The organism is Vibrio sp. 779(2023), from assembly GCF_033344285.1.
Lineage (GTDB): Bacteria > Pseudomonadota > Gammaproteobacteria > Enterobacterales > Vibrionaceae > Vibrio > Vibrio alginolyticus.
On sequence record NZ_JAWPOM010000014.1, the window covers coordinates 65077 to 77597 of the forward strand.

Below are 12521 nucleotides of genomic sequence, written 5' to 3' on the forward strand. Positions count from 1 at the left end.
AGGAACGAGCCCTTGACCTGCCCACATACAGCCTCCGTTTAATGAGCAATGTTGTAATAGTCGAGCCAATTTAAAGGAAATGAACAATGTTTTTTGTGAGTGAAAGCAAATTCTGAAGGATTAGAAAGTCAAAAATTGGTCAGTGAGAGAGAAATCTCATTTTTAACTGGCTAGCTCTAACCCTTTTGAGTTAAAGCTAGCTATATCTAGAGCTGAATGCATTTAGCGTAGGAGCCATTTTTTCAACGGTGAAGCGTCAATTGCTTTCACAAGCAGTATGGTTGCAACAATCGTTGCAGGATAAATAAACACATCTTTCGCGAGGTGTTGCAGCCCGATAAATCCAGCGACATTCATCATGACAATTATGATAAGCAGATGGCTAACATATATTCCTAACACGCTAGGAGATAGTTTGAAGACCCAAGGCATGTCGCCAAAATGAGGGTGAGCCAAAAGCCACATAAAGACACCTACAGCCCAGATAACGGTACCGAATAGGAAGTCGTGCGAGTTGAAAGCGATGTCATGTTGCATCAGCCAGTAAGCTTCACCAAAATGCAGTGCTATGCCAAGAATAATGCATCGAACCGTATTGTTTCGCGACCACCGCCACTGCGCTTCTCGTGCGAAATAACCCAGAACAACTAGCAACGTGCTGAAAAAAGGCCCGTTACGAGTAAAGAAAGGCGCTGGCAGGTCGGTAATGGTCGCGTAACTGCCAGCAAAGACCCCGTATATGTATAACAATACTGCAGTTGGCAGTATCAGTTGCACCATATTGATATGCACGAGAAAGGCAATTAACGCTACGGCAATGACCAGAGCCGGAATAAACCACAGATGAACGAGTCCGCCTTCGATGAGTGAATTGATCGGGGTTGACATTAAGTACCCCCAATAACCTTGCCTTTCGGCGAGATACCCAGCCTCAGCGACCGTCTGCCATTGGAATGGCATCAGTAAACAGATCATGCTCCAAATGAGCCAAACCTTCATTAACGGTTTGGCGTAGTTCTTAAGAGTATCGATAGGTGAGTGACTCAACTTCGGCTGGATTAGATAACCCGAGATGAGAAAGAACAGCGGAACAGCAAAACGAGCCAGTTGGTTGAGCATATAGCCAACCCATGGTATCCCATTCCACTGCCAGTACGTCAGTGCCATCTGGCAATGCAAACCCACAATCGCAAGCATCGCAATGATACGTGCAAACTCTAAGCTGGCTATTTTTTGTTTCTTTGCCATTACATTGTTTACCTAAATAAAAAACTTAGGTGAAAATAGCAGGTTGTTGTTGAAGTAATACGTGAAAAAGTCAACAGACTTGCGCTTACATTGAAGCTGTTTCGAAAATTAAGACTTACTTCAAACTTCTTAATTATTAACCTATTAACGCAATCAATACCTGATTCGTGAGTCGAAAATAGCACTGAATAATGGTTAGACCAGTTAACTCTAGATTGCAAAAAAGAACGATCGTGCTAAAAATAAGATTATGCAAAAAGGAAAAGTGACAAAAGAGTTTATTCTGCAGCGGGCTTTTGAGATCGCCAGCGAAGACGGATTAGAAAGTCTTACGATTGGAGAGTTAGCCAAGCAATGCGGTATGTCGAAAAGTGGTCTGTTTGCCCACTTTAATTCGAAGTTGAATTTACAGCTATCGGTGCTTGATCACGCCAATAAAGTGTTCGCTGATCGGGTTATTGAGCCTGCTCGAGAACTCGGGGATGGCAATATCGAGCGTAAAATTCGAGGGTTGCTCGACTCTTGGATGACTTGGAATCACGCATTCCAAGGAAGTTGTATGTTTCTTGACGCTTGGAATGATACGGCAGATAAAGATTGCCCGCTTCAGGCCGGACTGCGTAAATCCATAGACACTTGGCTGAGTTATTTGGAGATCCAAATAGCGAAAGGCAAAGAGAAGCAAGAATTTGCAGCAGACTTAGATACACGCCAAGCAACGTTTGATTTGTACGGTCTCTATTTGAGTGCGCATGTTTTTTACTCAATTAAAGGTGAGCAAGAAAGCTTGCGTCTGTTTTGGCAAGGGATCGACAACTTATTTTCTCGCTGGAAAGACTAATATCGGTTAATCGCTTCCCAGATTCGTAGACATAAAATCACAAGAGCGGCTGAGTTCGCTCTTTCTTATCAGCATAAAAAGCACGACCGTTCTATTTTGTGCAAAGCTGATAGTTAAGGACATGATTATGAGTGAAAAAATTTACTTTAATACATCGCAACGTTTCAGTATTAAGCGCAGTTTGGTGAACATTAGTACTCGGTTACACCATACACTGGCCCCGTCACATGCAAAGAAGACCGCGCGCAAGCTTCTTCTGACACCTGCTCGTACGCAACCTAAAAATATTGAACCTCAAGGGCTTATCAAAGGTGAAATTAAAGGGCATGCAGGCATCATCAAAACCTATACTTTGGGCTCTGGACCTATTTGGGTGCTAACTCATGGTTGGTCTGGAACGGCAAGTCAGTTTTATCCACTGATGGAACATATTGCGTCGAAAGGGTTTACTGCTTTGGCGTACGATCATCCGGCACATGGTGAGAGTGAGGGGCAGTATGGGCACATTCCGGGGTTTGTCAGAGGATTAGAAGATGTGTTGGATACGGTCGAGGATATTGTTGGCCTAGTTGGGCACAGCATGGGCACCGCTTCTGCTCTTGAGTGTAGGCACAGTAAATTAGAAAACAAGCCTTTGCTGCTTATTGCTCCGGTATTAAATTACGTAGAGAACTTATTCGGTAGCATTGCACGTTCCGGTTACTCGATGAAGCTTTTTAATGCTGTGGTTTCAGAAGTTGAAGACCAATTTGGTTATCCGTTACAGTCCATTGATCCGATGAAGCGTTTGTCTGAGCGTCCGTCTCACACCATTATTATTCACGATGAGCAAGACAAGTTCACCAAATACAGTGTCTCGGCAAAAGCGGCTGAAGAGATTAAAAACGTTGAGTTAGTGACAACACAAGGTCAGGGGCATGGTCGAGTGATGAAGTGTGGGCAAGTCTTCAGTAGTTTTGACCGTTTGCTCGATAGTGCTTGGTAACCCTTACTTTTACTGATTGATTCGCTCCGTTTTGCGCTAATTCGGTTTGAAAGTAACACCTCAGACTTTTTCGTCTCTGGTGTTGCTCTCCTCGTTAAGAGGTTAAATCCAAAAAGGACAGCCGAAGCTGTCCTTTGTTTATTTAGCAGAACGTCTGCAAGGCTGAAATTAGTTACAGTTAGCTACGCCAACTTCTTTCCAAACGCCCCATTCGCCAGATTGGCTAGGATCGTCACCCTGAGTCCACCATTTCGCTTCCCACGTTTTACCTGCGTGAGTCACTTGGTTACCACCTGTGTACACTGCGCTCGCATCCCATGCGTTGTCACAAGTACCAGGGTTCGGATCGGTTGTGTGCTGTGCAACAACCACTGTCGCGCTTGCCGATGAAGACGCTTTACCGTCGCTCACACTTACAGTGAAGCTTAAGCTTGTGTCTTGCGGGTATTCCGCAGCAGTGAACGTGACTTTAGAGCCTTCAACCGTTGCATTCAGACCTTGAGGTAGAGTCCAGTTGAATGTCAGGGTATCGTTGTCTGCATCGCTAGACGCAGATGCATCTACAACCACAACGTCACCAGCGTTTGCTGTTGCTGGAGCAACAACTTGCGCTACTGGCGCGTTGTTCACTGGGTCAACCACACCTGCTGGCTTCACAGTTACTACAACAAGGTCAGATGCCGTTGCACCTTCATTGTCAGACACCGTCAGCTTGAAAGTTAATTGCTCTTCAACAGTAACTTCTGCTGCATCAAAGCTTGCTTTCGCTGTGTTTGCACCTGTTAGTACCACTGCTGTGCCAGATACTTGTTCCCAAGCGTAGCTTGCGATGGTGCCGTCAGAGTCTTTTGACAGGCTGCCATCTAGAACCACATTTGCAGGACCTGTTACCGATTGATCTGCGCCAGCGGCTGCGGTTGGTTTACGGTTTGGTTGAGGAACCACACCACCAGCCATACCTTCGTGCATCGCGTTTAGAATGTCACCGTTATCCGCGTCAATTTCCCAAGAGAATAGACCAGCAAGACCAAGAGACTTCGCGTAGCTACCTTTTGCTAGCACTGAACGGTGGTCATCAAATGTGATCAACTCGCCCGTAGTACGGTTCCATACCCATGGTGCTTCTGCTTGTGCATCGTAGCCGTACTCGAAGCCGTTAATGCCAGTGTTGTTTGCACCTAACATGAATGACTTAATGCCTTTGTAGTCAATTACGCCATCTTCCCAAACACCTTGTGCTGTGCTGCCCTTCAGTTTACCTGTAGCAGTACCTGTCATTGGGTCGTTTGGATCGGTTAGCGTATCTGGAGTTACGCCTTCCCAGCCACGACCGTACATTGCTGTACCAAGTACTAGCTTGTTCGCAGGAACGCCTTGAGCAAGAAGAAGTTGGATGCCGTTATCTGCTGTGTAAGCAGGACCTTTGTACGGTTCGCCGTTCTCATCAACGCCACTACCGTCACACTGACCAGGACGCATGAATGAACCACAGTAAAGCGCAGTCTGGTGACCAGGAACGTTATTCCAACCGCCGTAGAAGTCGTAAGTCATTGCGAAGATGTAATCCATGTACTGAACTGCATCTGCGTAGTCTACGTCTTCAATCTTGTCGTAACCGACACCGATAGCGGACGTTAGCTCGTAAGTACGGCCTGTCTCAGCTTCTAATTCATCAAGCATTACGCGCAGTTCACGCATCAGTGCGATGTATGCTGGGCCATCGTTTACAGGGTCGCCCTTATCGGCTGCTGCACCGCCGCCGCCAGGGAATTCCCAGTCGATATCAACACCGTCGTAGAATTTCCAAGTTTTCAGGAACTTCTTAACTGATGCGACGAATGTGTCTCGGTTTTTCTTGTCCACGAAATCGAAGAATGGGTCAGACAGTGTCCAACCACCGATCGATGGGATGATTTTTAGATCAGGGTTACGTTGTTTCAATGCCATTAGCATTGCGTAGTTACCCTTGATAGGCGTGCTGTATTCATGACCAGCTTGTGGGAAGCTCTTCTGATAAGCAGCCCAAGGGTCATGGATAACGACTTCATAATCAGGCACACCTGTACAAGCAGTTTGTAGCGCGTTGAAACTGTTGCCGCCAACAGACTTCACAGACTCATTTGGGCCACAAATTGGGATAAAACCGTAAAGGATGTGAGTCAAGTTGTCGACCGGCATATTATCGACGGTGTAGTCACGGCCATAGATGCCCCATTCAACAAAATACGTACCCATCACGACGCTTGGATCGGTATTGTAGGTTTTGTTGTTTGGATCAACATTCATCGTTAGTGGCTTCAGGTGAGAACCATCGGTATCTGCAATCGTGATTTCAGCTGGTGCGCTTTTCGCACAACCTGTCGCATCACATGCTTCGATTTCCATTTGGTATAAGCCACCTTGGCCGTATTCAAACGAAGCTGTCGTTTGGCTACCAGTGATAGGGCCGCTTGCTACTTTTACACCATCAAAATAGACGTTGTAAGTGTCACCAGGTGTGCCACTCCACTGGTTAAATTTAACAGTAATCTTCGCTTGCTCATGGTATTTCACCATGTCGTAGTAGCCTGACGTGGTTTCCATCGCGAGTTCAATTTTAGAAAACTGAAGGTTGTTGGAACCGTACATATCGATACTTGGTGCGGTTGGAGCCGCAACTGCAGCGCCTGATAGCGCTAAAGCAACTCCAGCTGCACATAGGTTAAATCGAATCATAACTTCTCTCTCAATCCTTGGATTCATGTTCTACCTAGAACATAGGCTGCTCTTGCACCAGATAAGATGATTCACGTGCAAAAGCATCACACTCAGCATTTCAGAGAGTTTTTTTTCGTCAAAAAAAATTAAGACGGTTTTCGAGGCACTTGAGAGAACTTAACTAAAACTCGCACTCTGTTACACAGAAAGTGTCAGACTGAGTCAATAATTTATAAAATCTCAGCAGAAACTAAAATTATTGTTTACTCAGTAACGAGTTAGTTAAATGCGATGAAGGCCTTATTTTGTTGTTTATTAAGGTTTTGTTTCATTGATATAGAAAGAGAATTGAAAGGAAAAATAGCCGTGAAGACGTATTAGTCACGGCTGAAGTGTTCACTCAACGCGGCGCGACGTTTAGAGGCTGCGCCGGTTTCTGAGCCCTGAACGGTATGCTCAAATCCTTTACGAATGAATCGCTGATCTGGAATAAGAGGCTCAATACGGCGTATTTGAGGTGAAAGATGAGAGCCTGAGATCTGATACGCGGTCTTTCCTAATCCGGTATTCAACGTGATGACCTTGCCATCGAATTCAAATTCCGTCGTAATAAGTCGATGGTTTCGGTATACCCCATCTTCAGTGAAAACGAGACGTTCTGTTTGGTAGGGTGGCGCGCCAATCTCAATCCATTCGCCGTACACCTTTTTCGGATCAATGTGGTCTTGATAGGATAGGTGGATTTGATAGCCAAAAAACGTCAACAGACCCATCCCGAAGCAGACAAATGTACTCTTGAAGATTTTGGGTTGGTGGCGAGCCAAAAATGAAAGTTTTGGTTCTTGTCGTGCTTTTCGCCTTCGGCGAGTCGAGTCCGTCATAGATCTAATTTTCTCCACTTTTTTAACATGGTGGAAACCTTCCTTTTTAAAAACAAACAATCCCGCCATTGAGACGACGAAACTATGATCTAATGTCCACTTTTACATTCAGATACACATCTTATTGATGATTTTGTTGTTTGCTCACATTCATTACTTCGCAGTTTTTCTTGCTCGGTTTAGGTCGCCTGATTAATCCTCGTGAAAAGAGGTTCTCGCTCAGTAGCAAAGGATGTGCGTTATTACGTTGAGTTTAATGGCTTTCAAAGCTTGAGTAACGGAAAGAAACAAGGTAAAAAAGAGCGGACTTTTGATAAGGAAACCAATAATGAATATTAAGGAAAATAGCTATTTTGCTGGTAGTGTAAAATCACTGGGCTTTAACCAGAAAGATCAGGATGTTAGCGTTGGTGTGATGCTTCCTGGTGAGTACACGTTTGGTACTCAAGCACCAGAGCGTATGACGGTTGTAAAAGGTGCGCTTGTGGTCAAGCGTGTTGGCGAGAGCGATTGGACGACTTATCAAAGTGGTGAGTTTTTTGAAGTGGAAGGTAATTCTTCATTTGAGCTTCAAGTGAAAGAAGCGACTGCGTATTTATGTGAGTACTTCTAGCGTTCATTTGTTGCTCGTCATAAAACCACCTTCGGGTGGTTTTTTCGTCTATGTGCTTCACTTATAACGCATCTTTTTGGTTATTTGGGTATATACTTAATAAAAATGTACCCATCGACCAGGGAGGAAGTGATGGCAGTACAACGCAAGCATTCTGATCTCCCTCCTCGTTACGAGGACAAAGATCTCACCAATGAGCAAAGACAGCGCTTTACCGAAGTTGCCAATGCCGCTCATAAGAGACGTGAATTTTATCGACGTGCTCTAGGAAAGAGCTTAATGGGCAAAATGAAGGGCCGTGCGTTTAAAGATCACCCCACTCGTCAGCAAGACAAGCCGAACAGAACGTTGCAAGTAGTGTGGTTAATCGTATTCCTCGTTGTGGGGCTTTGGGTGATGCATGTGTTCGCTTAGTCATTAGCAAGCTTCTGGTACCGCTGGTGCATCAGATGTTGACTGTTCTTCCGTATTGCAGTGCTCATAAAAGGCGTACTGGTTTTTACCAGTATGTTTAGCTGCGTACATTGCTTTATCTGCACATCGAGTCAATTCAGACAAATCCTTTGCATCTTGCTTATAGATAGCAGCACCTACACTCATCGTTAACTCGTTAATCATATCGTAGCTTCGGTAACCTGTCGGAAACAGATTCACGATCCGTTTTAGGATGCTGTCGAGGTCATCTTTACTTTTTACATCGTAAAGCATGATTACAAACTCGTCGCCCGCAAATCGAGCGATGGAGTAGTCATGTTTATCGGTTTTTCTGTCTTTGTTGCGAATGTTATTTTTTAATCGAGTGGCGAAGGCTTGAAGTACTTGGTCACCAATATCGTGCCCGTAGGTGTCGTTGATGTGCTTGAAGTTATCGATATCGAGAAAGACCAATGCGGTGATGCTGTCATCAGATGAGTGCTTGATTTCATCGAGCTTTGCGCGCGCCCAAGTCTCAAAGCTCCAGCGATTGGCAAGCCCAGTGAGCTGGTCAAAATATGCTAACTCCTCAATCCCTTCACGATACAGTGTTTGAATGTAATTGAGGACTTTCGTGTAGTAATACGAGAACGTGTGACACACAAACGCGGTCGCTATCAGGGTCAGCATCAACCTCCGCTCTATGATTTCTGTGGCTGTTGGCAGTCGATCTAAAAAAGCGACCCCAAAAAAGATCAGTAAAATGTAGGTGCCACTGAACAACAGACCGACCTTAAACTCATTAATTAATACCAGAGTGGCGACAATAGGATATAGCCATAACATTTTGCCTGACGGAGCGTCGTTATACAGAAGTAACAATAACCCTTCGAACATTAAGACAGCACTTAGCCATAAGTCGGCGTATTGATGGTGCCGCTGGACTTTTATTACATAACTGATTGCTAAGCATGCCAAGGCACACAAAGCATGGAAAAAGCTTAAGCCCCAGTTATTCTCAAGTGATTGAGCAATGGAACCATAAGTTAAACAGGCAGCGGCGATACTGGAGCATAAAAAGACAATTTTCTTTTTTCTTGTTGAGCGGATGTCCGCCATTTCTTCTAAGCGCGCCCCAGCCAATGTCGACATTACGTATCCTTGCTTAATTAACGTGTACGCTTATTCTAGGCGGTATTTTCGCGATAAATAGAACAACAAAGTTTCCAAATGTGATATCAGTCATTTTTAGTGCAAAGCCATCAGTGTGATTTGGTGCGAGTGTTCAAAGAGGAATGGTGGCGCATGCAGGTTTTCATGACGGTTCTTCATGGCTCTATATGGTTGGACTGATAATTCAAAGTAATGTATCTAGTTAGACGCATTTCTATTGATTATCCTGATTCTGTTCGGTGCTCGTTGATTGAGAGTATTGTTCACCAATCTCTGCTCTACGTATCGTCAAGGCATATGTCGTTTCGAAAATGCATTAGAAATATTTTTCCGAAACAGGGCGAAATATTGTTGTCGTTATGACCAATATGCGACTAGAATCCGCGCTAAATCACAACCTCATATCGAGCTTCGTTCGAGTCACTATTTTTAAACTGCTTCACAAATATTGTGAGGCAGTTTTTAGTTGTAGGAAAGGTTACAAGCATGCCTAAAAGCCAAAACATCAACCAACGAATGTCCATCGTGGCATTAGCTTGGCCAATTCTTGTCGAAATTTTGCTACGGACGGCTTTAGGAACCAGTGACGTGTTCATGCTGAGTGGCTACTCAGACAAAGCCGTATCCGCTGTTGGTGTGATCACGCAGATTACCTTCTTTTTAATCATCGTTTCGACGTTTGTCAGTAGCGGTACGGGGATTTTGATTGCCCAATACAATGGCGCTGGACGCGAGCAAGAGTCAGTGAGCGTTGGTGTTGCGAGTATTGCGCTGTCTGTGCTCGTCGGTGTGCTATTGAGTGTGATTGCCGTACTTGGTGCGATATACCTACTCCCGTATTACGGCTTGGAAGCGCAAGTTGAGCAGTACGCTCATGAATATCTGCTGATAAGCGGTGCGATGACGTTTAACGTTACGATTGGCGTTGTTTTTACAACTATTCTGCGTAGTCATGGTTATTCACGTTCCCCAATGGTGGTGAATTTGATCTCGGGTGTGTTCAACATCATTGGTAACTATATTGCGCTTTACCAGCCATTCGGTTTACCTGTGTATGGTGTGCAAGGTGTAGCAATAGCAACCGTCGTCAGCCAAGTCATCGGTACGTTAATGTTATGGTTTATTCTCGCTCGCAGCAGCATTGAACTACCGATGTCGACCATGAAACAAGTGCCCGCAGAGATTTACAAAAAGATCTTAAAAATCGGCGGCATGAACGCGGGTGAAGTGCTGTCTTACAACGTGGCGCAAATCTGCATTGTGTATTTTGTGGTGCAAATGGGGACGGCATCGTTGGCGGCTTTCACTTATGCACAAAACATTGCCCGTTTCTCGTTTGCTTTCGCGTTGGCAATTGGTCAGGCAGCGCAAATTCAGACTGGTTACTACATCGGTAAAGGTTGGGTGAGCAGCATTTTAAAACGCGTACAAATCTACTTCTTAGTGGGATTTGTGGCATCAACGGCGGCAACCACACTGATTTACCTGTTTAGAGAAGAGATTCTGCGCGTATTTACCGATCAACCAGAGATACTCGCATTGGCAGGTTCGTTAGTCATGGGCTCAATTTTGCTCGAGGCCGGACGTGTGTTTAACCTGATTTTTATCGCGGGGCTCAAAGGCGCGGGTGACATCAAGTTCCCAGTGCAAATGGGGATTTTGAGTATGTGGGGACTAGGCGTGCTTTTCTCTTACATCTTTGGCATCCACTTGGGTTATGGCGTTTTAGGGGCTTGGATGGCAATCGCACTCGATGAATGGGTACGTGGTATCATCATGGCAAGACGTTGGCGCTCTCAGGTGTGGACCAAGTTTAAGGTGAGCTAACGGTTTTCGGTATTGCGCATCACGCCTATTCTGTTGTTAGAAACCAAAAAAGGCACTGTTAGTCAGTGCCTTTTTGTTATTTAAAATCGGGAAGACGTTAGAATTCGCACTCAGCTTTGAACACCATGCGCTCTTTGCTGTATGGATGATCCAGCTCTAGCATTTCAGCATGCAGGTGTAAGCGGTTGGCTTTTTCGCCGTATAAACCATCACCAACCATCGGCATGTTTAACCCCATGTGATGAGCACTGTGTACACGTAGTTGGTGAGTACGCCCGGTTTTCGGATACATGTATACCTTGCTGCGCCCATCTTTGACTTCAATCAGTTGCCAGTAGGTTTCTGCATGTTTCCCGTGTTCAAAACACACCAGTTGACGTGGGCGGTCGTCAGGGTCACCACGCATTGGCAGTGAGATTTCCCCTTCAGGCTCGTTTAATACGCCTTCGAGCATTGCCATATAACGTTTTTTTACGCCGCGAGCCATAAACTGTTTTTGCAGACTTTTGTTCGCGCGCTTGGTTAAGGCAAACACCAAAATGCCAGAGGTCGCCATGTCGAGGCGATGAATCACAAACGGCCCTTCCACATCAGGGTACATCGCTTGTAGGCGCGTATAAGCAGAGTCCTTGATAGTTTTACCAGGCACTGAAAGTAAGCCCGAGGGCTTGTTGACGACGACCATAGCGTCGTCTTGGTAGATTATCTCCAGCTCTTTGTCTTCTGCCCAATTCTCCGCTAATGGGTTGGGTTCGACGTCCAGCCCTTGCATCATATGGCCTAAAATCGGCTGACATTTGCTGTTGCACGATGGGTAGAATTTTTTGTGTTGGCGAACTTCAGACTTTGGCGACACACCCCACCAAAATTCTGCCAGCGCCAGCGGTTTGAATTCGTGTTTAAACGCGTATTGAAGCAGTTTTGGCGCAGCACATTCCCCCGCACCTGCTGGTGGGACTGGGTTTGTGGTGTCCGCAAAAATGTCCACCAAGTCGCGTGCTTCGCCATGGTTGTTTAGAAAGCGGTATTGTTTATGCAGTTTGTGCTGCAAAGCGTTGGAGAGTGTCTTGCGCTGCTCTTTCAGATGAGCAAGTTGCTGCTCTAACTCGGCCAATCGCGCTTCTTTGATTGCAAGCTTTTCATCCCACGCTTGCTTTAAGTATTTGAGAACGTTTTTCTCGGCGACACTTTGTTTACCCAACTCATCCAACAAGATTTTGAGGTCATCGGCATTGAGCGTTTGCTCGCCCTGTTGGCGCTGTCGCTTGCGTGCTGCTCGGCCATCAATCATCACTTGGCGCTGTGTTTGCTCCTCTTGCTGATAAGCGGCTCGGTCGGCTTGGATTTGCGCTTTAAGATCCGCTAATTCCGGATTCGCGGCACAGGTTTTGTACTCCGCATTGGCGGCGTTGATGGCATCCGTTTCTGCGCGGAAGAAGCCTTCATCGGTCAGCATGTCGTACACAGGAGGGACAAATCCTGGAATCAAGTTTTGGTCAGCAATTTTGCCAGAAAACGCACTTAAAAAGCCGAGATCGCCTTGAGGGCTTTCTACTAGTAATACGCCAAACATTTTGCCTCGCCCCGTTTCTTCATTAACCAAACCAAAATCGTGTTCGAAGTCGGTTTGCGCTAATAAGTGCTGTTGCAATTGCTTTGCGGCCATAACGCAAAGAGGATGCGGCGTGTAGTAGAACGGAAACGTAAACTGCGTTGGCAATTCATAGCCAGAAATATCAGCAGTAAAACGAGTAAAACAATGTTCAGGCGAGTGCATGGTGGGTATCCGCGAGAGTAAAAAATCGAGCGAGGATTGTACCTGTTTGAGTCAGGATTGCCATG

General features: G+C 45.5%; 10 protein-coding genes. 5 read left to right on the forward strand and 5 right to left on the reverse strand.

Translation table 11 applies throughout. From position 1 onward, the window contains the following. Positions 1 to 222: 222 nt before the first annotated feature. Positions 223 to 1248: an acyltransferase gene (locus R8O70_RS17100; RefSeq protein ID WP_149191664.1), complete on the reverse strand. Its 1026-nt coding sequence runs from the start codon at positions 1246 to 1248 to the stop codon at positions 223 to 225. 250 nt (positions 1249 to 1498) lie between these two features. Between R8O70_RS17100 and R8O70_RS17105 the strand changes: the two genes are divergently transcribed. Next, positions 1499 to 2089, forward strand: coding sequence for a TetR/AcrR family transcriptional regulator (locus tag R8O70_RS17105; RefSeq protein ID WP_086047588.1), 591 nt, complete (start codon positions 1499 to 1501; stop codon positions 2087 to 2089). A 127-nt stretch (positions 2090 to 2216) separates the two neighbouring features. Then, positions 2217 to 3074 (forward strand): alpha/beta hydrolase, encoded by an 858-nt coding sequence (locus tag R8O70_RS17110; protein WP_086047587.1) that lies wholly within the window; start codon positions 2217 to 2219, stop codon positions 3072 to 3074. A gap of 168 nt (positions 3075 to 3242) precedes the next feature. Here R8O70_RS17110 and R8O70_RS17115 read toward each other — a convergent pair whose 3' ends face one another. Together R8O70_RS17115 and R8O70_RS17120 are read right to left on the reverse strand one after the other, a co-directional pair. Continuing rightward, entirely contained in the window at positions 3243 to 5789 is a 2547-nt protein-coding gene (locus tag R8O70_RS17115) for a glycosyl hydrolase family 18 protein (protein ID WP_258625319.1), read from the reverse strand. Between the two features lie 359 nt (positions 5790 to 6148). Next, a complete protein-coding gene (locus R8O70_RS17120; protein ID WP_258625317.1) occupies positions 6149 to 6652 on the reverse strand; it encodes a DUF2850 domain-containing protein in 504 nt (167 codons plus the stop codon). 328 nt (positions 6653 to 6980) lie between these two features. Here R8O70_RS17120 and R8O70_RS17125 point away from each other — a divergent pair, with 328 nt between their 5' ends. Next, the gene (locus R8O70_RS17125; protein ID WP_005383244.1) at positions 6981 to 7265 is read left to right on the forward strand and encodes a pyrimidine/purine nucleoside phosphorylase; all 285 of its coding nucleotides are present in this window, start codon (positions 6981 to 6983) and stop codon (positions 7263 to 7265) included. A gap of 132 nt (positions 7266 to 7397) precedes the next feature. Continuing rightward, positions 7398 to 7679, forward strand: coding sequence for a hypothetical protein (locus R8O70_RS17130; protein WP_005374405.1), 282 nt, complete (start codon positions 7398 to 7400; stop codon positions 7677 to 7679). A 3-nt stretch (positions 7680 to 7682) separates the two neighbouring features. Here R8O70_RS17130 and R8O70_RS17135 read toward each other — a convergent pair whose 3' ends face one another. Next, positions 7683 to 8831, reverse strand: coding sequence for a GGDEF domain-containing protein (locus R8O70_RS17135; protein WP_025768745.1), 1149 nt, complete (start codon positions 8829 to 8831; stop codon positions 7683 to 7685). Between the two features lie 507 nt (positions 8832 to 9338). Between R8O70_RS17135 and R8O70_RS17140 the strand changes: the two genes are divergently transcribed. Continuing rightward, on the forward strand, positions 9339 to 10679 hold the full coding sequence (locus R8O70_RS17140) for an MATE family efflux transporter (RefSeq protein WP_025768746.1): 1341 nt from the start codon (positions 9339 to 9341) through the stop codon (positions 10677 to 10679). 97 nt (positions 10680 to 10776) lie between these two features. Here the strand turns inward: R8O70_RS17140 and R8O70_RS17145 are convergent, their stop codons facing one another. Continuing rightward, entirely contained in the window at positions 10777 to 12456 is a 1680-nt protein-coding gene (locus R8O70_RS17145) for an RluA family pseudouridine synthase (RefSeq protein WP_215810138.1), read from the reverse strand. Positions 12457 to 12521: the final 65 nt, after the last annotated feature.